At 57.0% G+C, this 23,558-nt stretch carries 18 protein-coding genes; 12 read left to right on the forward strand and 6 right to left on the reverse strand.

The genetic code is table 11. From position 1 onward, the window contains the following. Nucleotides 1–137: 137 nt before the first annotated feature. The 4 genes from VGL38_01570 to VGL38_01585 all read right to left on the reverse strand — a co-directional run bounded on the left by VGL38_01570 (nucleotide 138) and on the right by VGL38_01585 (nucleotide 2,981). The gene (locus VGL38_01570) at nucleotides 138–752 is read right to left on the reverse strand and encodes an L-threonylcarbamoyladenylate synthase (GenBank protein HEY3294106.1); all 615 of its coding nucleotides are present in this window, start codon (nucleotides 750–752) and stop codon (nucleotides 138–140) included. Nucleotides 753–1,000: 248 nt separating this feature from the next. Next, on the reverse strand, nucleotides 1,001–1,930 hold the full coding sequence (locus VGL38_01575; protein ID HEY3294107.1) for a M23 family metallopeptidase: 930 nt from the start codon (nucleotides 1,928–1,930) through the stop codon (nucleotides 1,001–1,003). A gap of 335 nt (nucleotides 1,931–2,265) precedes the next feature. Continuing rightward, nucleotides 2,266–2,502 carry an FmdB family zinc ribbon protein gene (locus VGL38_01580; GenBank protein ID HEY3294108.1) on the reverse strand — a complete coding sequence of 79 codons (237 nt, stop codon included), beginning with the start codon at nucleotides 2,500–2,502 and terminating at the stop codon, nucleotides 2,266–2,268. Nucleotides 2,503–2,513: 11 nt separating this feature from the next. Further along, nucleotides 2,514–2,981, reverse strand: a complete 468-nt coding sequence (locus VGL38_01585) for an OsmC family protein (GenBank protein ID HEY3294109.1) — start codon at nucleotides 2,979–2,981, stop codon at nucleotides 2,514–2,516. 243 nt (nucleotides 2,982–3,224) lie between these two features. Between VGL38_01585 and VGL38_01590 the strand changes: the two genes are divergently transcribed. From VGL38_01590 to VGL38_01600, 3 genes are all read left to right on the forward strand, one after another. Beyond that, nucleotides 3,225–3,497 carry an HU family DNA-binding protein gene (locus VGL38_01590; protein HEY3294110.1) on the forward strand — a complete coding sequence of 91 codons (273 nt, stop codon included), beginning with the start codon at nucleotides 3,225–3,227 and terminating at the stop codon, nucleotides 3,495–3,497. 181 nt (nucleotides 3,498–3,678) lie between these two features. Further along, a complete protein-coding gene (locus VGL38_01595) occupies nucleotides 3,679–4,311 on the forward strand; it encodes a YceI family protein (protein HEY3294111.1) in 633 nt (210 codons plus the stop codon). Nucleotides 4,312–4,596: 285 nt separating this feature from the next. Continuing rightward, nucleotides 4,597–5,145, forward strand: coding sequence for a hypothetical protein (locus tag VGL38_01600; protein ID HEY3294112.1), 549 nt, complete (start codon nucleotides 4,597–4,599; stop codon nucleotides 5,143–5,145). Nucleotides 5,146–6,012: 867 nt separating this feature from the next. Here the strand turns inward: VGL38_01600 and VGL38_01605 are convergent. After that, on the reverse strand, nucleotides 6,013–6,174 hold the full coding sequence (locus tag VGL38_01605; GenBank protein ID HEY3294113.1) for a hypothetical protein: 162 nt from the start codon (nucleotides 6,172–6,174) through the stop codon (nucleotides 6,013–6,015). Nucleotides 6,175–7,083: 909 nt separating this feature from the next. Here VGL38_01605 and cutA point away from each other — a divergent pair. The 5 genes from cutA (at nucleotide 7,084) to VGL38_01630 (ending at nucleotide 13,453) form a co-directional block, all read left to right on the forward strand. Continuing rightward, nucleotides 7,084–7,434 carry a divalent-cation tolerance protein CutA gene (gene cutA / locus VGL38_01610; protein HEY3294114.1) on the forward strand — a complete coding sequence of 117 codons (351 nt, stop codon included), beginning with the start codon at nucleotides 7,084–7,086 and terminating at the stop codon, nucleotides 7,432–7,434. Beyond that, the gene (locus tag VGL38_01615; protein ID HEY3294115.1) at nucleotides 7,431–7,874 is read left to right on the forward strand and encodes a DoxX family protein; all 444 of its coding nucleotides are present in this window, start codon (nucleotides 7,431–7,433) and stop codon (nucleotides 7,872–7,874) included. Before cutA ends, VGL38_01615 begins: the two co-directional genes overlap by 4 nt. An 81-nt stretch (nucleotides 7,875–7,955) precedes the next feature. Then, nucleotides 7,956–8,285, forward strand: a complete 330-nt coding sequence (locus tag VGL38_01620; protein ID HEY3294116.1) for a hypothetical protein — start codon at nucleotides 7,956–7,958, stop codon at nucleotides 8,283–8,285. A gap of 161 nt (nucleotides 8,286–8,446) precedes the next feature. Further along, nucleotides 8,447–10,954 carry a M20/M25/M40 family metallo-hydrolase gene (locus VGL38_01625; GenBank protein HEY3294117.1) on the forward strand — a complete coding sequence of 836 codons (2,508 nt, stop codon included), beginning with the start codon at nucleotides 8,447–8,449 and terminating at the stop codon, nucleotides 10,952–10,954. Between the two features lie 1,020 nt (nucleotides 10,955–11,974). After that, nucleotides 11,975–13,453, forward strand: a complete 1,479-nt coding sequence (locus VGL38_01630) for a T9SS type A sorting domain-containing protein (protein ID HEY3294118.1) — start codon at nucleotides 11,975–11,977, stop codon at nucleotides 13,451–13,453. A 211-nt stretch (nucleotides 13,454–13,664) separates the two neighbouring features. On the opposite strand, the gene VGL38_01635 is transcribed toward VGL38_01630, so the two are convergent. Further along, a complete protein-coding gene (locus VGL38_01635) occupies nucleotides 13,665–14,096 on the reverse strand; it encodes an FKBP-type peptidyl-prolyl cis-trans isomerase (GenBank protein HEY3294119.1) in 432 nt (143 codons plus the stop codon). Nucleotides 14,097–14,304: 208 nt separating this feature from the next. On the opposite strand from VGL38_01635, the gene VGL38_01640 reads away from it, so the two are divergent. From VGL38_01640 to VGL38_01655, 4 genes are all read left to right on the forward strand, one after another. Next, nucleotides 14,305–15,786, forward strand: a complete 1,482-nt coding sequence (locus tag VGL38_01640; GenBank protein ID HEY3294120.1) for an alpha-amylase family glycosyl hydrolase — start codon at nucleotides 14,305–14,307, stop codon at nucleotides 15,784–15,786. A gap of 388 nt (nucleotides 15,787–16,174) precedes the next feature. Further along, nucleotides 16,175–18,418: a T9SS type A sorting domain-containing protein gene (locus VGL38_01645; GenBank protein HEY3294121.1), complete on the forward strand. Its 2,244-nt coding sequence runs from the start codon at nucleotides 16,175–16,177 to the stop codon at nucleotides 18,416–18,418. Between the two features lie 18 nt (nucleotides 18,419–18,436). Continuing rightward, nucleotides 18,437–20,746: a T9SS type A sorting domain-containing protein gene (locus VGL38_01650; protein HEY3294122.1), complete on the forward strand. Its 2,310-nt coding sequence runs from the start codon at nucleotides 18,437–18,439 to the stop codon at nucleotides 20,744–20,746. A gap of 320 nt (nucleotides 20,747–21,066) precedes the next feature. Next, a complete protein-coding gene (locus VGL38_01655) occupies nucleotides 21,067–23,079 on the forward strand; it encodes a penicillin acylase family protein (protein ID HEY3294123.1) in 2,013 nt (670 codons plus the stop codon). Nucleotides 23,080–23,558: the final 479 nt, after the last annotated feature.

Below are 23,558 nucleotides of genomic sequence, written 5' to 3' on the forward strand. Positions count from 1 at the left end.
AAAATCTGAAATGCTGCCTCTGTCTTCCCCCCGTTCACGGGGGGATCAAGGGGGGTCGGGTCTCCCCCCTTAGAATAAGGGGGGACTAAGGGGGGTCTCTTCTTTCAGCGTTTCATTTCAGCCTTTCAGCATTTTCCCTAAGCTCCTATCAACGCCACGTCGCCCTTGCCCTCGCGCAGAATCACCGGATTATCCGAATCCGTCAGGTCCACCACCGTCGAATGTTCCGGCAGCAGAATTCCTGAGTCCAGTACCACCGCCAAATCATGCCGCCACTCGTTCTCGATCTCTTCCGGATCGGTCATCAATTCGCCGTCGCGGCTCGTCACACTGGTCGACAGAATCGGCCGTCCAAACTCTTTCAGAAGCGCGCGGCACACCGGATGATCCGGCACGCGAATTCCCACGGTCTGCTGCTTGGTCAGCAGCATCCGCGGCACTTCACGGCTCGCCGGCAGAATAAAGGTGAACGGCCCCGGCAGTGCGCGCTTCATTACCTTGTATGCCGGAGTATCCACATGCGCATATTTCGAAATGTCCGACAGGTCCGCACATAAAAAGGACAGAGCATGGTACTTGGAATAGCCCTTCAGTGCCAGAGCCCTCTCCATCGCCTGCTTGCTGTGAATATCGCATCCCAAACCGTAGACCGTGTCCGTCGCATACGCAATTAATTCTCCCGATTCCAGAGCGTCAATCGCCAGCCGGATATGCCGGATGTTCGGGTTGTCCGGATGAGTTTTTAGAATCATAAATGGTTTCTCCTTTCACCGCACATAACTTCAAAAGCACAGGGATAGAGGCTGATCTTCGACCGGCCCGCGCCGTACAAATCGGGACCTTCAGGGGCACCTCGCCCCACCAGCATCGTCGACCCGGCCCGGTCCCCCTAAAAGTATCAAAATACTCGAAATAATCCTTAACCGCAACTCCTCGCCCCCAAAAACAAGAAGACCCGGAGTCTGCGGACCCCGGGTCTTCGGAAATTCTGTAAAAACCGCTATTGATGCTTGGCTGCGGTCGGCAGACCCGCCACATCCTCGAAGAAATAGTCGGTCGGATCCACGGGACGGCCGTTCAACCGGACTTCATAATGGCAGTGCGGTGCCGTCGAGCGGCCCGTCGAGCCTACCTGGCCGATATCCTGTCCCTTATTGACATACTGTCCTTCGCGGACTTCAATCTTGGACATATGGCCATAAGCCGTCTGGTAGCCAAAACCGTGGTCAATCACTACAAACTGGCCGTAACTCGAGTAGTATCCCGCATAAATCACCTGGCCGGCAGCCGTCGCCATGATCTCGGTGCCGCGCTCCTTGGGAATGTCCACACCGGCGTGGCTTTCTACCCGCTTGGTGAAGGGATCCCAGCGCACTCCGAAACCGGAGGAAATATAGCCGCCATCCACAGGCCGAAGGGTCGGCGTGTGCTCCAGCAGATCAGCATTAACGGTCAGTTTATGATGAATCTCTTCAAAACTCGTGCGCTGGAAATCAATTTCCCGCTCGATTTCATCCAAGGTCCAACGGGCATTGGCGATTCCCGGCAGATCCGCGTCTACGGGAGCTTCCATCGGAGCGCCGCCGATACCCAGCTTCTTGGAATCATCGTCGATGGACGGAAGATCCGCCATCATACGCAAAAGCTTGTCCGTCTCACCCAGGACTGACAACTGCTGGCTGACACCCGCCATGCGGGTCTGCAAAACGTTGACCTGGGCCTTGAGTTGACGATTTTCTTGTTGCAAGGAATCACTCTCGCGCGAGTTCAAAAGAAAACTCGCCAGCAACCCTGCCACCACATTGGTGGCCAAAAAGCAAACCGCAAGCCCGAGCAAAGCTGCCCGTACCTTGCGGTGCGTCAGAGTAACCTCGACCTTTTTCGTTAGGTCATGCGAGAGGTAAATCAGTTTAAACCTGCGTTGCGGCATTGACTCCTGGGAGTTAGGGGTGTGCAGTTTCACGATGCCGTTACATGACGTAGGCGGTGAGCGGACTCACCTGACATGCGGCGAAAGAATGCTACGGGTCCAACAAGTCCAGAGATTATACGGTTTGCCGGGGCATACCTTCATTGACCCATAGGGAAATTAAAGACTTTTGACCTATTTGTCAAGCCTAAAAGAAAATTTTATCAAGATATGCCAACATAGATCCGGATTCGCGAGCCCGCCCTCATGTGGACAAATTCTTTAAAGATAGCTATTGTGACTTGTTAAGGAGACAAAAGCCTTCTCATATCATGAGAGGCAATACTTGTGCCGAGTTAGTGGCAGCAGGAACAACCCGCGCTGTGATCGCCGCAATGGCCTTGAGCACAGCAATCCGGCATCGCCGCGCCGTCCGTTCCCCGTCCATGAGCGGCAAAAGTGGAAAACAACCGGGTAAAATTCTGCTCCGTGCCACAGGTGCAGGAGACCGGCGGCTGAGCCTGATCCGTTGTCTGGCCATACACCTCAATCTGGCGTCCGCACTGCTCACAGCGATATTCGTATATCGGCATTCCAAAAACCCTTAGGATGTAACGTTTGAGACAAATGTCGGTTCCACAATTACTTCCGCTTTTACCGACAGCGTAATAAAACAGTTGGCGTGGGACTTCTGAATCAGGTTCTCCAGCTTCTCCCGTTCAATCGGCCCGTCTATCACCATCCGCGGCCTCAAGGTAACCCGCGTCACCCTGAAACGGCGCTCGACAAACTCCAACAGAGCCTCCGGCTTGTCGTCATAGGACAGTACCGTCACCCTCGACTTGGAGAACACCGCCAGAATTGTCATCAGCATACACGTGCCCACCGCCGCCGCGAACACCTCTTCCGGGTTCGTCTGTGCAGGATCCTGCATACTGTGCGCCGGCCCGGTGCGTAGTTTCTGCCCGCCCGGAAACACCACCTCGTTCAGCCGGGAGAAGCTCTCGAAGTCCGCGGTATTGCCTTGCCAGTGAAGCTCACAGACGTGCAAAGATGGGTCCGTGTTCATCATGCCGGGCTCCTCGCTTATGCCAACACCCTTAAGATACGATAGTTACATTTAGACCGCGTCCACCGCGCCGATCTGAATATAGAGATCCTTCGGCTTATGTGCAATATGGTTAGGGCAGAGGGTCAGCACCCATCAAAATGTTATGGGATAATCCACTACGGCTTGCTTTCCCAGCAAGTATTGAGTAATTTGCAGCAGTTTCGAATTCTTGGAAGAGCATTCAAGACCACCAAGTAATAAAAGATGAACAAAGAAGAATTAGCAACAGCAGTGGCCGCAAAGACGGGCATCACAAAGAAAACAGCCGAAGAAGTCGTGACGGCGATGCTGGATACGATATCCGACATCGTCCGTGACGGCGACAAGGTCACCTTAGCCGGCTTCGGCACCTTCGCCCTCGTCGAACGCGCCGCCCGCAAGGGCCGCAACCCCAAGACCGGCCAGATGATCGAGATCGCCGCCACCAAAGCCCCCCGCTTCACCCCCGGCAAAAAGCTCAAAGAAATGGCCCGCTAACACCGATACCTCCGCTCTCCCCCCGTTCACGGGGGGACCAAGGGGGGTCCGGTCTCCCCCTTAGAATAAGGGGGGACCAAGGGGGGTTCTGCTCCTGCCCATCATGGAACCGCAAACTCCCGCCAAGCGTGTACAACGTGACGATTTGTTCACGTCTTTGATGCTATCCGGGAGGTTTCCTTTGCACCGGTTTCTGTTGGCTGTTATCACGCTGGTCGCTCTCAGCGCGGCGGCGCGGTCGGAAGACAAGCTGTTCCGCACCGTGCCCAGTGATCCGAAGAATGTAATCCAGTTCACCTCCAAGGCTACTCTGGAAACGGTGATTGGCCGCACGTCCGCCGTCATTGGCCATGTGGCCCTGCGGCTGGACAGTGTGCTCGCCACCCATGATGCCCAGTTCGATGTGGACCTGAACACGCTCGACACCGGCATCGGCATGCGCAACAATGACATGCGGCGTGATTTTCTGGAGACCGCCAAGTACCCCGCGGCCACCTTCAAGCTCACGCGCTTCATCTCCTCGGACAAGCCCACCCTTTCCCCCGGTGAGACTGCCCATGCCGTGGCTGAAGGGGATTTCACCGTGCATGGCGTGACCAAGTCTTATCAGATTCCCCTGACCATTACCTATGGTAAGGGCGACGCCGCCTCCAAAATGCGCCTCAGCGGCAACACCGGAAATATTCTGGCGGTGGACGGCGAGTGGATTCTCAAACTGGCCGACCACAATATTACCCGTCCCCAGATGCTCTTCATGCGCCTCGCCGAAGAGCAGCACGTCGCCATCAGCATCGCCCTCACCGACACGCCCTGAAAAGAACTTCGCCGAGCCGGGTTGAGCCGCACAGACCGCTGACATCTACCACGCCCACAACCCGGCCGAAACGTCGCCACTCCCAATCCTGCTGAAAAGGACCGCCCAACGCGGTCTTTTCTGTTTTCCAAGCTCGCGCTTCATTCGGAGTGCTTCAGATCAAGTAAAGGATGGTCCACTTCACGTCGCAAAAACGCGCGGATCTTTTGCTCAGAGCAGACAGTTTGCAATATGTTTGCCATAATTTGGTGTCCGATCCCAACCATCACGCGTAAGAGGAGAAACATGAACAGGATTTTGATTCGTATCGCCGGCGGGCTTCTGACGGTGGCACTTCTCGGCTTTGCCGCTGCCGCCCATGCTCAGGAGAAGAAGAGCCATGAGATGAAGATGGGCGCGCCGTCCATTGTCGGCACGTGGAAATTTGTCTCCCGCAAGTTGCCCGACGGCACCACCATCACGCCGCCGATGTGCATCGGCCTCCAGACCTTCACCAGGTCCATGCGCAATTTCAATGTCGGCTGGGTGGACAACACGGGCAAGCATTTCTCCTACTCCGTGATTTCCGACTACAAACTCACCGGCAAGGAATACAGTGAAACCGTCGAGTACAGTTGCATGGTTGACGAAATCGGCGTCATGAAGGACAAGGCCGCCGGCAGCGGCCCGACCTACATCATGAAAGGCATCACCAAGACCGAACCCGTGACCATGGACGGATCCAAAATCACCTTCCAACTGCCCTTCGATCCCCCCAAGGCCGTCTTTGATGGCAACACCATGACCGCCACCCTCGAAGGCGGATTCGTCGACACGTGGGAACGTACGCACTAATCGCGCGACGTACTGGCACCAATAGCGAAGCCGCAGGATCACTCCCGCGGCTTCGCTCCATCCCGTCGTCTCGCTGACTCTCCCTGCCACCGCTTCCTCTTGGTAGCCGTGCGATTCATCGCGCCCCCCACCCGCCCCCCAGCGCCTACCCTTCAGCTTGTCATTCAGACGCGCGCTTCGCGCGGAAGAATCTCGGGGTCGCTTTCCATTCAACCTTCATCGCAATCTCGTATCGCACTCTTCCTGACTCTTTGGCTTCTGAACGCTCACCCCGTCGCCGCAGCGGGTAGGGACACGGCTTGCCGTGTCCGCAACACAAACCCGTCTGCCAACTCCCTGATCTCCGCACCGTATGACCTTACCGCCGCATTATCCAACCCGCGCCCGCATCTAAACATTGTCATCCTGCATCCGTCTTCGGATGCAGGATCTCTCTGCCCTCTTCCCCCCACCCGCCTTCAGCTTGTCATTCCGACGCGCGCTTCGCGCGGAAGAATCTCGGGTTCGCTTCCATTCAGCCTTCGTCGCCATGGCGTATCGCACCCTTCCTGACTCTTTGGCTTCTGAACGCTCACCCCATCGCCGCGGCGGGTAGGGACACGGCCTGCCGTGTCTGCGTCCCACAAACCCGTCTGCCAACTCCCTGATCTCCGCACCGTATGACCTTACCGCCGCATTATCCAACCCGCGCCCGCATCTAAACATTGTCATCCTGCATCCGTCTTCGGATGCAGGATCTCTCTGCCCCCTTCCCCGCACCCGCCCCATCAGCTTGTCATTCAGACGCGCGCTTCGCGCGGAAGAATCTCGGGTTCGCTTTCCATTCAGCCTTCGTCGCCATCGCGATGCATCAGACAGTCTCTGTTGTTACCTGAGCAACATCTTGAAAGCGACGTCAATCAAGATTTCGGTAACCTTATCCAGAATCGCGTCTTTGCGCGCTTTTGCAAGGACGACTTCTGTCAGAGTATGCATCTCCGCCGAGCCGATGAAAGATCGCATCTGTGACTTGAATTCGGCTTCCGTCATTTCCTTCTGCGCATACTAATTACGGTTAAAGTGGCATCTTTGTTAACTCCGATCAACAAAGCCCAATAATTATAAAGTAAGCAAACACCTCATCTTCACAATTGATACCGCAATTTATAAGAGCCGTCGCATCTCCAACCAAGAATAGCCACACACCCGAGAACCTCAAGGAGGCCCCTGCCTCCCTTTCTGCCCTCCATTTTCCTAATTCCAAATTCTGCGTTCCTCCCCTCACTTGCAATTCTGCACATTTGTTCATATATTATAATGCCCTTCGTGGCTGCAGGCCTCTTGGCCTGCCCCGCCAGTTTACCGCTCATGAAGAGGGCACAGCAAGCTGTGCAACTACGGTCCGATCCTGTTCTGAAGTAGTTGCGCAGCTTGCTGCGCTCTTCTCCGATCCTTCCCCCTTTGAAAAAGGGGGAAGCAGAAGGGGGTTCTGCACTGGTCCCCTTCCCCTACGGTAGGTCCCCGATTTATCGCGGGACGGGAAGGCCTGGATGGGGGGGAAGTTAGATGGGGGTAACGCACAAGCCGGGGGATGGGTGTCTGAGGGTAAAATCCAAAGGAAAATCACGCTGTTTTTGCCACTTTTTTCAGCCTTTCAGTGTTTCAGTATTTCAGCGTTTTCTTAAGGTTACCCAGTTCGTTTGGTCACAAAATATTTTTCTGTTAAGAAGCCCCTTTCGCACTATCGCTGCCCTCCGGGCTGACGGTCCGCTGAAGGCGAGATCTCGGCTTCGCCGGACCGGAGGCCGCCGCTAGGGATCAATACGGAACGGACCGCGCGGTCTTCACGCAGAACTCCTAAGCCGCCGAGCAGGCGCCACAGGTGCAGGGGTTACCCCTGCTGGTAGAAGAGTGTAGAGTTTGTTATATTGCGGATGGACCATTCAAGGAGGGTGTGTCATGACCGGTTCAGATGGAGAAGTAATTGTCCTGACTACGGTTGCCGACACCGATCAGGCGGCACTGCTCTCGCGCGGCCTCGTCGAGCAGCGGCTGGCGGCCTGTGTTACCTGCATCGGCAGCGGTCTGTCCTTCTTCCGCTGGAAGAGTGAGGCCGTCACACAGGAGTCCGAACAGGTGCTGCTGATCAAAACCCGCCGGGACAAGCTGGCTGAAATTGAACAGCACTTCGAGACCGCTCACCCCTATGAAGTCCCGGAATTCGTGGTGCTGGAGATCAGCGCCCTCTCCACCGCTTATGGCCAGTGGATGCACGGAGAGCTGATGCAAAAACCCAAGGGAGACGCATGAAGGACCGCTTTACGGATTTTGGACTGTTACTGCTGCGTGTGCTGGTGGGCCTGGCCCTGATGTATCACGGCTGGCTGAAAGTCGTACACGGTGTGCCGGGCTTTGCCGAAGGCATTACCAAAATGGGACAACCTTTCGACTCTGCTCCGCTGCTCTTTGCCTGGCTCTCCACCGTCACTGAACTTTTGGGCGGCTTCTTTCTGCTGCTCGGGCTCTGGACCCGCTATGCCGCCATCGCCTTGATTATTAATCTGTCCGTCGCTGCCTTTGTGCGCAACGCCGGCAATCCCATTATCGACCCTTCCACTACCGCTACCATGGAATTGGCGCTGACCTATTTGACAATGGTCGCGGCAATCTTTATTATGGGACCGGGACATGTTTCCGTAGACGGCAGCCGTGGCGGTAAACGGTCTGCCCCCAAGAAACCTAAAAAGTAGCGCGCGGAACCTGCTCCGTGCCGCGCACGTTTTATTCATATAGACAAAGTGTGATGGTATAGATGATGAAAGGGGCGCCCAATGGCTACATCCAATCCCTCACCTGATGAGAAGAACCTGTGGGAGGATTTCCGCGAGACCATTCGCGGCGGCATGCGGGACCTGCGCACCGTCGGCGATGAACTGGCCCGTCAGGGGAGGCTGCGCATGGATATTTACCAAATCGAGCGCCGCCTGAAAACCGCCTACGAGGACCTCGGCCGCGCCACCCATGTCCGATTTACGCAGGAGATGACCCTCTCTACTCAGGACACCACCCTGACCGAACTGAATGTACGCGTCGTCTACTATGAACGCGAACTCGAGCGTCTGCATGACGAACTGCAGCAAAGCACCGGCTCCATGAATTAGTCCTTTTTCTACCTCTATATCCAAATTCACCAGTCCGCCCGGGAGTTCCGCCTTCCGGGCGGACTTTTTTCCTGCTGACCCATCCCCGCTTTGACATTGCAACTGGAAAGGCGTATTTTTTGTACTGTCTCCCCCTAATCCGACTCTATGCTGGACCTCTTATGCGCCAATCTCTTCTGTTGTTCTGCCTGACCCTCTTCGTCTCCACCGCTTGGAGCAAACCCGCCCTGCTGATCATCGACCGCAAGGATGTCCCTGTCGCCAAGGTGCAGGTGCTGCGGGAACTCAAGGATCAGGTGTTTGTCGCCGCCGAGGTTTCTGACCTCAGCACCGCCAACATCCCCTTCACGCTCATCGATGCCGACTATTCGGCGGACCACTACCTTGTCATCTCTGTGCTGCAAGCCCGCGAGCAAGGACTATCTGCTCTCTGGCAGGATGAGAAGCGCGCCCTGGTGAAGTTCGACGCTCCGGTCATGGAATGGGAAGGGCCGCATCAAAGACTCGAGCAGGGAGCGATTATCACGCGCGAATCGCGGCCGCCATCCCATCTCGATGATCCGGCGCTCGATGCCTGGCTGTCGCAGCTTGCCGCGCAAACGAACGCGGATACGCTGTTGTCCTTTGTGACCACGCTGGCGTCCTACAACCGCTATGCGCGGTACACGTCCAATGACAATGCCGCCACCTGGATCCGCAGCAAATTTTTGAGTTATGGCTATGACTCGGTCTACTATCACGCCTTCACTGCGCATGCTTCGGGTTGGAGCCGCACGGCCAACAATGTGATTGCCGTGCTCCCCGGCACAGCATCTCCCGATTCGATTGTAATCATCGGCGGGCACTTCGATGCGACCTCCGAGAGTCCGAGCAGCGCCGCGCCCGGCGCGGATGACAATGGCACCGGCACCGCGGGAATGCTGGAGGCGGCGCGGCTGCTGGCCAATCAGAGCTTCACACACACCGTCATGTTCGTAGCCTTCAATGCCGAAGAGCAGGGGCTGCAAGGCAGTGCGGCGCTGGCAAGCCTGATGGCCAGCCAAGGGCGGCGGGTGATCGGCCTGGTCAACATGGATATGATCGGCTATTATGATCCGGCGGGCGCGGACCTGTGGATCGAAGGCTTTCACACCGGCACCAATTCCCTGTGGCTGGAAAATGCGCTGCGGGATAACTGCCTGCAGTTCTCCTCGCTGGTGCCGTATCTCTATCCCGATGACGGCTGGGGAAGCGACCATGAGAGTTTCCATGCCGCCGGCTTCAATGCGGTATTGGCCATCGAAAATGAGTATGAGACCTATCCCTGCTATCACCGCACCTGCGATCTGCCCTCACAGGTCACGGCAAGCTTTATGCGCAATATGGCTTCGGTGGTGATTGTCACCGGAGCGGAACTGGCTCTGCCGCACGGGACAGGCAGCATCAGCGGACAGGTGACACTGCAAGGCTCATCCAATGCCGCCGGAGTCGCCGCCTCTATCGCCGGCGGCGGTGCGGCAGATACCACCGATGCCGCGGGTGCTTATGTGCTCTCAGGGTTGCTGCCGGGCACCTACAGCGTGGCCTTCGCGCGCACGGGTTTTGTGAGCGACACGCTGCATGGCATTGTCGTACTCAGTGACCAACAGACCGCGAACCAGAACATCACCCTGACCGCAACTCTCCCCGGCTCCGTGTCAGGTACTATTACGCTCTCCGGCGGCAGCGGTGTACTCACACAGACCATTGTCTATGTGGATGATGCCCTCGCGGCGGTGAACAGCAGCGGGCAATACACGCTCGCGCCGGTCTACTCCGGACAGAAAGTCATCACCGCCAGTCTGAATGGCTATGCGATAGGCTCGCAGATAGTAACCCTGAGTGACGGGCAGCAGATGAGCAATGTGAACATTACCCTGTATCCGCTGTGGGATCTGGAAGCCTCGAACTATGGTCTGGATAATCACAGCACGGGCTGGGGCTGGGGAACGGACGCGATCACCGGCGCGCATTCGGGCACGCATGTGTGGGGCACGGTGCTCGGCGGCAGCTATGCCAACTGCACGGACTACACTCTCGATATGCCCGCCGTATCTCTGGCCCATCTTGATTCGGCGCGGCTCACGTTCTATCACTGGTACAACATCGAACCCAACGGCGCCACGCAAGCCTATGACGGCGCCAATGTGTCTGTTGCGCCGCTGGGTAGCAGCACGTGGACAGTCCTTCAGCCTGTGGGCGGCTATCCGGGCAATGCCGGCGGAACCTGCAATCCGATTCAGGGGCAGGCGGCTTATGACAGCATCAGTCCCGGATGGGTGCCGGCCAGTTTCAACCTGAATGCCTATCTGGGGCAGACCATCCGCGTCCGCTTCCGCTTAGGATCCGATCAGGGAGTCACGCGGCGCGGCTGGTATCTCGATGATCTGGCACTGCTCGGTTATCATACCGTGCAGGTGCAGCCGCCCACCCGCGTGCAGGATCTGACCGTCTATCCGGTGGAGGGCGGTTTGTATGTGCAATGGAGTGCCACCAGTGGCGCGCTGCGCTACAAGATCTATCGCGGCACCAGTTTCGAGCAACCTGTGTCCGGCATGACTCTGCTTTCCACCCAAACCGGAACAAGCTTCACCGACACCGCCGGGCCAGAGTTACTCAAGGCTTTCTACGTGGTGATTGCGGAAAATTAACCCCCAACCCTAACCCTTCCCGTCCCGCGATAAATCGGGGACCTACGTAGGGGAAGGGAACCGGGCAGTTGTTCAGCGGGCGACCATCAAGGTCGCCCGCTCTCATTCACACGCCGAAATAATGCAAAAGCCGTTGGCGAGTGCAAATCACGCATAGTTATTGGGTGCGTTTGCAGGGGCGAGCGCAGGAGCAGGCCGCGAACTCTGCAAGCCAAAGAGTATCACACCCATTTGAATTTCCGGAACTTGGGCAATCAATCCAACGGCTCCATGCACGAAAAATGACTTGCTTGCAGAAATGGTATGCCGCTTGCCTTAGCATACAGTGGGAGACCGCAGAGACCGCTTCGAGGTTTTTGCCTCGCGGCACAGTACGGGGAGTGAACCGGAAGAGTTGACCTGTTTTATGGCTTGCGGCAGAAAAACACACACGCACAGCCCACCGTCTTGCGGCCGTAGAACAGGTTAACTCTTTCGGATTTTTCTTGCAGGCAAGGAAAATGCTCTTCACCAAATAGCACACACACCACCTTGCGATGATCGCAGGCTCCTTGTCGGGCGCGAAGTGAACACTCACTTCGCGCTTTTGTTTGGGACGTCGTGCAAACTCTGTCCGTCCGTGCAAAGCAAGCATGGTGAATGAGAAATCAAGGAGTCCGATCCGGTACGATAGAGCATCCTGCGGCACTCTGTCTCGGTTATGTTATACTCTATTTGTTCAGCATTTAACTTGAAAATTGCGACGCCTGTGCAAATTGAACGCGAGTTCTGCGCAAATGGTACACGGCTTGCGATAGCAGGGTTCAGGAGACCGCAAGATTGCTTCCCGGATGTTGGGTTCGTGCGCAGCTTCATCCTGAAGATGCCACGGGGAAGTATGGGGTTGGGACGGAAGTATTGGCCTGACTTACGGCTCGCTGTAAGACTGCATCTTGGGCACGGGCTGCTTTGATGCGGGCGTAAGGCAGGCCAATGCTTCCAGACTTCAAAACACCCCTCAACCCAACCCAAGAGGCAGCTATGAAGACTCCTTGCGTTCTCCTCCTTATTGCTGCATGTCCACTTCTGCTCTTTGCGCAAATTCCTCCAGACACGCTCTGGACACGCACCATCCCCTCCACCTATATGGAAGCGGCCTACAGTATTCAGCAAACCGCCGACGGCGGCTTTGCCGTTGCCGGGGGACGCTTCATCGAGGGCTTTGGTGATGTCTATCTGGGCAAGACGGATGGCGATGGCAACCTCCTCTGGTCACACACCTTCGGCGGCGGCGTCGATGAAGAAGCCGAATGCGTGCGCGAGTGTCCTGACGGTGGTTTCATTTTGTCCGGCAGGAGTAATTCCTGGTGTCCCCCCGGTATGCAGGACTTCGGCGATTTTTATTTCGTGCGCACCAATGCCGACGGCGACACTCTGTGGACACGCGTCTACAATCTCGACCTTGATGACGATGCCCATCATATCGAATGCACGCCGGACGGAGGATTTATTGCGGCGGGCGAAGTCCATGCCCTATCGACAGGGACGCGCGCCTGCCTGATGAAGCTCGATGCGAACGGCGACAGCCTGTGGACGCGCTTTTACGGAACAGACTGGGCCACCTACGGTTACTCGGTGAAGCTGACGGAAGACGGCGGGTACATTCTGGCGGGTAACACGCTGGAGCCGAGCGGCAGTGGAACAAATATCTATGTTGTGAAGACCGACTCGGCGGGAAACGAGTTGTGGCATCGGGTCTTCGGCGGCTCGATGCATGACGATGGCTATGACGTGGTGCAGACGGAGGACGGCGGGTACGCGTTGTGCGGCGGGCTGTATGCGTCACCGGAGCATAATACGGACGTCTATCTGATCCGGATGAGCGCCACGGGGGATAGTTTATGGGCCTTTACCTATGGGCGGGATACGGGCCTGGAGACATGGGGAGATGAAGGCTTGTCCATCGTGCAGGATCGCGACGGTGGCTTCATCATCAGCGGCAAGACTGGCGCCAACATGCCGGACCGCGCGTACTATGAACTGCTGAAGGTGGATGCGTCGGGGCAACAGGTCTGGTTGACGGTGTGCACCGCGGGCAGCGATTTCTGTGACGGCGCGTGGATGTGCCCCACCAGCGACGGCGGCTTTGTGCTGGCCGGGATGCGGTGGAACACTCCCGGCAGTGGGCATATTTATCTGGCACGCTATGAAGGCTCGGAGCCGCCGAACCGTTGCGGTCCGGATAACGCGCTAAGCGCCGCGTGCTCGCTGGCGCCGAATTATCCGAATCCCTTTAATCCGAAAACCGGGATTGCTTTCGATCTGCCGCGCGCGGCCCACGTGAACTTAGCCGTGTACGACATTCTCGGCCAGCAGGTTGCGCAGCTTGCCCTCGGCATGCAAAGCGCCGGGCATCATGCTGTGAACTTCGATGGCTCCTCCCTGCCGACGGGAACCTACTACTGCCGCCTGAAGGCAGGGCAGTATACCCAAACCCGGAAAATGCTTTTGCTGAAGTAGATTTTTTTCGCGCCATCCTGAGCCGCCTTCACGGCAAAGGATTCTCTTCTCCTCGACCCGGACACGGCGGCCCTTATGGGCCGCCTGACGTTTACGCCATGCCGTGAGTGCCACTCATGCCAAGCGGGCACCCTTTCGGGTGCCCGCTTGTGCGTATGGCGTTGCCTAATCCGGCACGCCGGAGCGTGCCAGCCAGTGACGCGTCAGGGCGTTACTTCACGCCCAGGAGTTCGACTTCGAAGACCAGGGTCGAATTGGGGGGGATGGCACCGGGGAAGCCGCGTTCGCCGTAAGCGAGTTGCGGCGGAATGAACAGCTTGCGGGTGCCGCCGACTTTCATCGAGCCCACACCTTCATCCCAGCCCTTGATCACGCGGCCCTGTCCGATGGGAAACTCGAACGGCTGGTTGCGATCCTTGGAACTGTCAAACTTCTTGCCATCGGTCAGCCAACCCGTGTAGTGCACGGAGACGGTCTGTCCCGACTGCGGCGAGGGGCCGGTTCCGACTTTGACATCGACATATTTGAGGCCGCTGGCCGTGGTAACGGTATCCGTTTTAGCTCCTTCGGCTTTTGCGCCGCTTTTAGCGCCCGCCTTGTTGCAGCCACCGACACTGAAGACGAGGAGGCTGGCGGCGAGCATGATCATGATAAAACGCGCCATGATGAATTTCCCTGACACTTTCCGCTTGTTTTGGGTGTTAAAAGTCTATACCTTGGGAGTTAAGCGGCGATGCGCTTTGCTGTTCCCGCTCCGGTACGACAGAGACCATTAATATAACAATATAAGCCATATTGTCAAGCTCGTTTTCAAATTACTCTGAGGCAACCCTTACGCAGGGAGGCATCCTGTGAATCCTCCGCAGTTTATCCTCGAAATCAATACCCGTGTCTGGCTGCGCGAACTGGGAAGGGGGACTCCGCTCTCTTTGAGCAAGGTGCCGGAGAGTTTCTTCGAGGAGTGGCAAAAACAGGGGTTTGACACCGTGTGGTTGATGGGCGTGTGGCTGCCCAGTCCGGGAAGCTACGATGCCGCGCTGAAAGATCCCTTTCTGCTCGAAGACTATCACCGCGCGCTGCCGGATTGGCGGAACGAAGATGTGGGCGGCTCTCCCTATGCCGTGCGCGGTTACACCGTAAATTCTGCTCTGGGCGGCGAAGCGGCGCTGGCGGATTTCCGTGCGCGGCTGGCCAAGCGTGGCATGCGGCTGCTGCTGGATTTTGTGCCGAACCATCTGGCCATTGACCACCCGTGGCTCAGCGCTCATCCCGAGTGGTTTGTGACAGGCACGGAAGCGGACGTAGTGCGGAACCCCGCACACTATTTCTGGATCACGACAGCCGAAGGGCCGCGAGCGATTGCTCATGGCCGCGATCCCTATTTTCCGCCGTGGACAGACTCGGCGCAGCTCAATTATCACGATCCGAATTTGCAGGCTGCCATGCGCGGCGAACTGGCGCGGCTGGCTACCCTCTGCGACGGAGTACGCTGCGACATGGCCATGCTGGAACTGTCCGATGTGTTCGAGGAGATCTGGAAGCGGCGGCCCCTTGAGTTCTGGCCGCGAGCCATTGCCGAGACGAAGAAGGTCAATCCCAATTTTTTTATGATGGCCGAGGTTTATTGGGGACTGGATGGCGTGCTGCGGAACATGGGCTTCGATGCCACCTATGACAAGGAGTTGATGGACATCGTGGCCTATGGCAAGCCGCTGCGCCGCGCGATGTTCGACATCCCCGCGTCCGAGCACCGCCGCCGGGTGCGCTTCCTGGAGAATCACGATGAACCGCGGGTTGCGTCACGATTGGATCCGCCGCAGAACATCGCCGCCGCCACGTGGGTCTTTGCCTTGCCGACGGTGCGGCTGCTCTATGACGGACAGCTCGATGGCCGCAAAGTCCGCCTGCCAACGCAACTGCTCCGCGAGCCTGACGAGCCGGTGAACGCCGAACTCCGCGCGCGTTATGCGACGCTGCTGCACACGCTCGAGCACCCTGCGGTGCGCAACGGGCATTGGCACCTGCTGAGTCCGCAGAGCGCGTGGGTGGGCAATATCACCTTTGAAGCTATTCTCGGTCAGGCCTATGATTTGGACGACGCGCATCTGCGGATTTTCATCAACTGGTCAGAGAACCGCAGTCAGTGCTGGGTGCCGCTGGGCCTTGAAAGTCTGTCGGGAATGGAAGTAGAGCTGCACGACTTGGTGGGACCGAAGAGCTTTGTGCGCGACGGTATGGAGCTGATGATGCGCGGCCTGTACCTGGATCTTGAGCCGTGGGAAACGCACGTCTTCGAATGCGTGCTGCAGCCTGCCCCGGCGGCAAATGAATAGAGACGCTAAGATCCGGAATTGGAACAACAGACGCGCGGGAAACTGCGCGTCTGTTGTTCGGTTCAGCCAACGCGGAAACGGATATATATGTCCATTTTGCAAAATTGCTCAAATCCCTTGCGGATGGATGTGAATTTGCTTATTATTTAGCCGACCTCCTTTCGCTGATGTCTTTTTGCAGAGGATTCCCGAACGGAACCCTTTGCAAAGTGACACTCTTAGCAGCTCCAGAAAGGATGGCACGATGATTCCCTCCCCTCACTCTTTCCACCCTGCGGCTCCCCTCCCTGCCGCGTGTTTTCTGCTGACACCTTTCCAGACCATTCTAACTGCTTTTCGGGCTTGTGGTTACAAGTCGAGGCGGCTTATTGCCGTTTTGGCCTTGCTTGTGACTGCGAGCCCGCTTTTTGCCGCGTGGAATGCGTTGCCGGCCGGTCAGCCCGAAGTCGTCTCTCTGGCAGCCAGTGCGGACGGCCAGCGGCTATGGGTAAGTTTGCGCGATGCAGGGATCTGGAGGAGCAGCAACGGCGGAGAAACCTGGATTGAGGCAGACAGTTGCTTCGGAGAGTCCGATCAGGCCGGAACGGCCAATTTTGCGGCGGTAGATCCTGCCGGCGACACCCTCGTAGCCAATCTTCAGCGCGGACAAACGCGGGTACTGTACTCGACGTTCGACGGTGGGATCACGTGGCATGCCAGCACAAATACTCTGCTGCAAAATCTCCTCGGAGATATTCTGGTCATGCGGAGCCACCCGAACTTGTGGATCGCCTTAACCGACTTCTATGTGTGCCGCACCACAAACTACGGCCAGACATGGAGTGCCCCTACGGAAAATCATCTGCCTCAGTGGTTGAGCGAAGACCCTCAGGTAGACGGCGGACTGTTTCTTATGAGTCGCTCCAGCTATCCGCACAGGTTGACGCGCAGCACCGACTATGGGGCAACGTGGACAAGCAGTGTGCTGGGGACAGGAAGTTATGGATATCCCGGAGCGGCTGAACGCTTGAGCAACGGCGAAATCCTTATCCCGTTTTGCGATGGCATATCGTATTCGCTGGTGCGATCAACCGACAATGGCCAGTCGTGGAACCGTACGGTTCCCCTTTCCATCTACACGGATCCTTGGGAGACCAGTCTGTATTGTCTGGAAGACCGGGCCCATCCGGGACGGCTGTTTTTGACGACCGCGATGACGGGAGGACTCCGGCAATCTGAGGATTTCGGCCAGACATGGTGGCCAGCCGTCAATGGGACGCCACTGCACTTGACCCGTGCCCGGTGGTTGCAAGAGAATCCCTTCACGCGCATCATCTACGCCGACTTTGCCGACTACGGCTTGTTTGCCTATACCGCTCAAATTGAAACGTGGCAGCCCATCCCGCTGCCGCCGGTCGGAACACGCGCCGCGGTGCGGTTTGTGGGGGATGCCGTATTCTGCCAAAGCGACGGCGAGGTCGCTTTGCGCGAATGGGAAAGCGCGGATCCGTCTGCCGGCTGGCACGAAATCTCCATGCTGCCCAGTCGCGGAGACACGGTCGTCGAACGGAGTCCCGTGCTCTGCAAGAGCGGCGACACCCTGACGGCGATCATCGTGAAGACTCCCTCCAGCAACAGAACGTTGCATCTCTCCTATTTTACGCAAAGCACGGATGATGGCGAGAGCTGGCAATATGGGCCGCAACTTGACGTGAATCCGGACCCCACATGCATCCGGCCACTCACCACGCCGACAGGATTGAAGCTGTTAGCGGCGCCGAATCATGCCATAGGTAACGCTCGACAGGACGTCTTTTTTTCCGCAGACACGGGCAGATCGTGGCGCACAACGACACGGCTCCCGAATAGCGGACTGATAGATGCCCTCTGGCTGGATTCCGCAATCTGGGTGATGGAAGGCTATGATGGGGAAGCGGTTCGCATCACCCGCACCACGAACGAGGGCATCACGTGGAATTCTTTTTCCTTTCCCGCGCTTGCGAGTAACGTCGTCAGTCTGGCCGGACAGATGTTCTGCTTGACGCAAGGTTACTGCGCGCATTGGACCGGCCAGAACTGGAGTATCGTCTCCACGCTGCCTTTCTCGGCTCAGTTCAACGTCCGGTGGAGCCTGATCGGCATCTCCCTGCCCGACCCCCTGCTGTTTGCTGCCTGTGAAAACTCGAGTTCCTTATGGATGTCGGAGAATCTCGGCACCACTTGGCAAGCGCGGGATTACGAATTGCCCTGGCCGGGCCAAAACCATATGCTGTTCAACCTCCGCTATGATGCCGTGCATCAGCGGCTCTGGGCCAGCAGCGGCGTGGGTCTGTGCTATCTGGATCGGTCCGATTTTCTTTCCACCGGCAAGCCGTTAGTCTTCAAGCCTTCCGATTACGCGGTGTTGTCGGCATATCCCAATCCTTTCAACGGCAGTACGCGCATCCGCTTTGATCTTCTGACACGGCAGAAGGTGAAGCTGGATCTGTATGATCTGCAGGGACGGCATGTGCAAACCCTCTGCGATGAGATCCGGGACGCTGGACGTAATGAGATTGCCGTGAAAGGCGAGGGGCTGGCTTCGGGGACCTATTTTGTGAGATTGAACTCAGCGGAAACACAACGCACGGAAAAAATTCTGCTGTTAAAGTAATTGTCGATAAGGGGAGGGATGATGCATTTACGTTATTGGCTCCTGCTGAGCGCCGGAGTACTGCTGAGTTGCAGTCCGCTCATGGCCGCATGGACACTTTTTCCCGCCGGGCAGCCGACCTATGGAGCGGCGATTGCCGATTCTTCCGGCCAGAAGATGCTTCTTAGCTCCGCTGTGGCAGGGATCTGGCAGACTGAAAATGGCGGTGGAGACTGGCAGCCTGTCAGTGACCGGTTTCCGCCGTATCACCGCATTGGGCACACCGATTTTGACGCGCTGGACGCTGCGGCGGACACTCTGCTGGCTTCAGTAGACGTTTACAGTCCCGCCGTGTCCGGCACGCTTTGCTTGCATGAATACAGCTTCGACGGAGGAAGAAGTTGGCGTATCCTTGCCGACAGTTCGAGCGACGAGTCAGGCGACGTCGCCTTCTGGCGGGTGCAGCACAATGTCTGGCTCCACCTGCGCAACGGTCGGTTTCTGCGTTCGCAAGATTTCGGTCAGACATGGGATACGGTCAGCACGACCCCGACAGGCTTTCAAGTCAAACTCTACCAGCCTTCCGGACAGGACAGCACGCTGTATTATGTTGCTCCGACGCGCGGCGAACTCTACCGGAGTGCCAATCTCGGTGATACGTGGACCCGCATTCTGTGCCTTGCGGATTATGTTCCGGGTTACTTAATGAATCTCCGCAGCATGGTACGGGTTTCAACGGGGCGGCTCCTCGCAACTTTTGGTTCTGCTTGGGGAGCCAGATCGTGCGGAGTGCTGTCCTCATGGGATGATGGGCAGACGTGGGATATTCTCGAAGGACTGGAATCGCAGATTCAAGATGCGGTGCAGATCGTCGAGGATGATTTCCAGCCGGGGTTGCTCTTTATGACGGGCAGATGTCCGGGCGGCCTTCTGCGTTCGACAGACGGTGGCGATTCATGGATGCCTTGCGGCAGCGGACTGCCGCAAGATACGGTGGGTGCGCTTTCACTGTACCAGAACCCCTTTAGTGGATCGCTCTACGTGGTGCTTTCGGATCATGGCCTCTATCAATCGCGTGACCATGGCCAGACATGGCAGCCCTTGAGCACGCCTCCGCTGGGAAGGCCGGACGGCGACTTTACAATTCTCGACGATGTCGTGCATTACACTGGCTACCGGTTGGAGCCTCCCTATTCGGCATGGCAGCCGTTTCCGTATCCCGAATCCCATTCCGATACGGCGATCATTCTAAGCCGGGTGCTTCGCAAATCCGGCGACACTCTTTTGTGTTACGCAATGAAACATCTTGCCGACGATACGGGTGACCACCGCTTCGGCCAGATGGCTCACAGCAGCGATAATGGGACGACGTGGACGTTCGATCCCTTTCTGCCTTGGGGATTCAGTCCATGGAACGTCCATGAGCACACAGGTTCATCCGGCACACGCCTTATTGCCTCGATGAGTGATTTTTATGGTGACACTCTATTCCTCTCGCAGGACCTTGGGAGCACGTGGCGGATGCTGCCCCGCTTGCCGTTCCAAGCCAGTGCCAAGGAGATCGTTCTGACCGATAGTTGTGTGTATATTCTCCAGGACGGCTCTCTGGGCTCGCAATCAGCGGTCTGCAGGTCGGCAGATCTGGGCCAGACATGGCAGTATCTGGGGTCTTTGACAGGGCCGCTCAGCAATTTGACGGTCATCGGGAATGATGTGTTTGTAACCTCCGCCACCGATTTGCTGCACTGGGAAGACGGTACCCGGCATTCCAACGGCCTGCTGCCTTTTGGGGAATCCTACTACGAGATTCCGGGCAGCAATCAGGTCATTGTCATACCGCGGCCCAATCCGGTGCTTGTGGCGATCCAAATGGATTCCAGCGCACTCTGGATCTCCTCCGATCTCGGCGCAAGCTGGGAGGTGCTGCAAGCTGAGTTTCCGTTTGCTTCCCAGAATGTATTGATGGAAAATCTCACCTACGATGCCCCCCGCAACCGGTTATGGGTCGCTGCGGGCATCGGGCCATGTTATCTGGATCTCTCAGAGGTGCTTTCCGACACCGGCAAGCCGTTAGTCTTCAAGCCTTCCGATTACGCGGTGTTGTCGGCATATCCCAATCCCTTCAACGGCAGCACGCGCATCCGCTTTGATCTGCTGACACGGCAGAAGGTCACGCTGGATCTGTATGATCTGCAGGGACGCCATGTGCAAACCCTCTGCGATGAGATCCGGGACGCTGGACGCCATGAGATCGGCCTCGATGGCGAAGGGCTGGCCTCGGGGACCTATTTTGTGAAATTGCAATCTGCGGAAATGACCAGAACCGAGAAGATTCTGCTTCTGAAGTAAGCTGTGGACGGGCGGGGGCCCGCCTCCAGTCCATTTTTGGACCTGAAAACGGCGGCATTTGGCCGCCGTTTTTGTTGCCCAGAGAGGTCAATAATGGAGGAATACTTGACTTCGACATCCTCAATGAGGTGCTGCCGCTATTGGTATGAAAAATTACGAGTAAGAGTGGATAATTCTACGCTGGAGTTGGGAAAATCGGCAACATATTCCTATGGAACTTTTTGCTTGCATTCGTGAAAACTCTCCTTATATTTTGACATAGAGAGATCCATTGGCGGCTGAATCCTTCTTGCAGCGTGGAGAACATGCGTCTGAGCAGTTTGCGACTTATTTCACTTCTTCTGGTGCTGAGTCTGGTCTGCATGTTTTCGGGCCGGGCCGCCAAGACGGACGCCACCTATCTGCCGGCACCGGACGGCACCACGGTGGAGATTTCCCGGGACACCTACGGCGTGCCGCATATTACGGGTGAAACCGAAGCGGCGGTCTTCTTCGGGCAGGGCTTTGCCGTGGCGGAGGATCGGCTGGTGCAACTTGAAACCTACCGCCGCAGCGCGGAAGGCAAGCTGGCCGAGTGGTTCGGTAAGAGCTATCTGCCGCTGGACCAGAAGATGCGCACGATGCTCTATTCCTTCGATGAGCGGCAGGCCACCTTCCGCAGCCTGTCGTTGCCGCTGCAGACGATGATCGAATCCTATGCCTCCGGGATCAACGCCTATCTGGATTCCATCGCCGTGGATTCTGCGCACTACAAGCCACGCGAGTTCGCGCACGTGGACTTGCAGCGCTGGACGGTGGAAGACGTGGTGGCGGTAACGCAATTCACCACCAGCGTCTTCGGACAGTTCGGCGGCGAGGAGTTGACACGGCTCGCCGAACTGGAGACCAATGGCCGCCCGTGGTTCGAGAGCCACCGTCCGTTGAACGATGCGTCGGCGCCCACCACCATGCGCGGTGAGGGCAAGCGCGCGCCACGGGCTTACCACTACTCGGGCATGAAGGTGCAACTGGAGCCGGTGCGCAAGCTGGCCGAGAGATGGAAGCAGTCGCGCGACCTGATCCGGCAGATTCACATGCCGCTGAAGTTCGGCAGCTTTGCCGTGCTGATTTCGGCGGAGAAGTCCAGCTCGGGTAAGGCCATGCTGCTGGGATGTCCGCAGATGGGCTCCCCACAACTGGGACAAGCCAATACGATCCATGAGGTGGAGCTGTCCTGCCCCACCCTGCACGTTAGCGGCATGACCATCGCGGGGATGCCGGGCGTGCTGATCGGACGCAATGACCGTCTGGCGTGGACCTTTACCAGCGGCTACAGCGACAACAGCGACATGTATATCGACTCGACTGAAACGGCATCCTACAGCCGCTACTACTACAAGGGAACCTGGCATGAGTTCGAAACGCTTACCGATACCATCTACGTCGAAGACAAGGCGACCGTCTTCACACATTACCGCACTGCGCACGGTCCAGTTGTTGGCGCTGATCTGGAAAACCACCAGGTCTTCGCGCTGAAGACGACCTTCCGCGGCAGTGAACTGGATATGCTCCAGTCCCTGTACGAATCGGCGCGGGCCCAGACGATGGAGCGCTTCGAGCAGGCGCTGGTGCTCAATCCGATGTCCTTCAACGTGTTCTGCGCGGCGGACGATGGACGGGTGCATTACTGGCACATCGGCAAGTATCAGAACCGCGCCGACGGCATAGACCCGCGGCTTCCCCATCGCGGCGACGGCAGCGAAGAATGGGCAGGATTCATCCCGTTTAACAAGCTGCCTTCCTCCGATCAGTCCGGACAGGACTACTTTGCCAACTGGAATAATAAGCCCGCATCCTGGTGGGATCAGGGCGACAACGTGCCGTGGATGGGCGGCAACCATGTCACGGAAATCGAGGACGTGATCAAGCCGGCAGACCTCTTCTCCTATGAACAGCTTACGGCAATTCCGGAGAAGATCGGCGATCATGGAACATACCAGCAGGCTTTCGAACTGGGCGCCGGTCCGTGGCGTTCGCAGAATATTGTGCCACCGGGTCAGAGTGCCTTTGTGGCCATGGGCGGCGAGCCCAATTCACATACCGTTGATCAATGGAGTCTGCATTCCCGCTGGCAGTTTAAAGAGATGCGTTTTGCCGCTCCGTGGAATGCGCAGCAGAACTGGATCGCCGCTGCATCATTCGGCAATTCGCAGGGCGACATGAGCCCGCCCGTCTTCTCGCGGTTGATTGCCGACCGTTACCTCGAATCCGAGTACCCTATGTTGGATGCCAAAGCGCGGCCACATACGACGAAGAGCAGTGCCTTGAAGACGAGGATTATTTTGCCGAACTGAGGCATGAATCGCCTACCTATCGGGGTCAGTAATATAGGACGGTTAGAGCCTGTGCACCATGCCACAGGCTCTTTTTTTCTACATTCTTCACGGTATATTGTTTGCAGTTGTCCGACTGCATCAATTTAAGATTGGAATCCGGCCCTTCTAATAATTTTACTGACCCCAATTTTCTCTTGACTTCCGGTTCAGGCCGACCTAAATTAATTCAGATACTTTGACGTTACCCGAGAGCACCTGCGAACTGAAGAAGATTTAGTTATTTAACGTTCGCACGCGTGCTTTTTTTGTGCCCTGAGGTGGATAACTTGCCTCAAAGGGATTCCATAGCGGGAGTAGAGAGCCAACACATCTGTGCGGTTGGGTCTTCAATCCTTCAAGGAAATAAAGCAGACACAGAGAAATATTACGGGACACGGGTCTGTTCCGTACTCTTTTTGAAAAATCGCGTTAAAGCGGGATACCGCACGGAAAAGTCC

The sequence above is a fragment of the bacterium genome (assembly GCA_036504735.1).
Taxonomy (GTDB): Bacteria; Electryoneota; RPQS01; order RPQS01; family RPQS01; genus DASXUQ01.

Coding starts and splice junctions, on each gene's coding strand:
- VGL38_01625 (HEY3294117.1), top strand. CDS start 8,447: ATGCGCCAATCTCTTCTGTTGTTCTGCCTGACCCTCTTCGTCTCCACC.
- VGL38_01585 (HEY3294109.1), bottom strand. CDS start 2,981: ATGATGAACACGGACCCATCTTTGCACGTCTGTGAGCTTCACTGGCAA.
- VGL38_01615 (HEY3294115.1), top strand. CDS start 7,431: ATGAAGGACCGCTTTACGGATTTTGGACTGTTACTGCTGCGTGTGCTG.
- VGL38_01650 (HEY3294122.1), top strand. CDS start 18,437: ATGATGCATTTACGTTATTGGCTCCTGCTGAGCGCCGGAGTACTGCTG.
- cutA (HEY3294114.1), top strand. CDS start 7,084: ATGACCGGTTCAGATGGAGAAGTAATTGTCCTGACTACGGTTGCCGAC.
- VGL38_01635 (HEY3294119.1), bottom strand. CDS start 14,096: ATGCTCGCCGCCAGCCTCCTCGTCTTCAGTGTCGGTGGCTGCAACAAG.
- VGL38_01620 (HEY3294116.1), top strand. CDS start 7,956: ATGGCTACATCCAATCCCTCACCTGATGAGAAGAACCTGTGGGAGGAT.
- VGL38_01580 (HEY3294108.1), bottom strand. CDS start 2,502: ATGCCGATATACGAATATCGCTGTGAGCAGTGCGGACGCCAGATTGAG.
- VGL38_01575 (HEY3294107.1), bottom strand. CDS start 1,930: ATGCCGCAACGCAGGTTTAAACTGATTTACCTCTCGCATGACCTAACG.
- VGL38_01605 (HEY3294113.1), bottom strand. CDS start 6,174: ATGACGGAAGCCGAATTCAAGTCACAGATGCGATCTTTCATCGGCTCG.
- VGL38_01600 (HEY3294112.1), top strand. CDS start 4,597: ATGAACAGGATTTTGATTCGTATCGCCGGCGGGCTTCTGACGGTGGCA.
- VGL38_01630 (HEY3294118.1), top strand. CDS start 11,975: ATGAAGACTCCTTGCGTTCTCCTCCTTATTGCTGCATGTCCACTTCTG.
- VGL38_01570 (HEY3294106.1), bottom strand. CDS start 752: ATGATTCTAAAAACTCATCCGGACAACCCGAACATCCGGCATATCCGG.
- VGL38_01590 (HEY3294110.1), top strand. CDS start 3,225: ATGAACAAAGAAGAATTAGCAACAGCAGTGGCCGCAAAGACGGGCATC.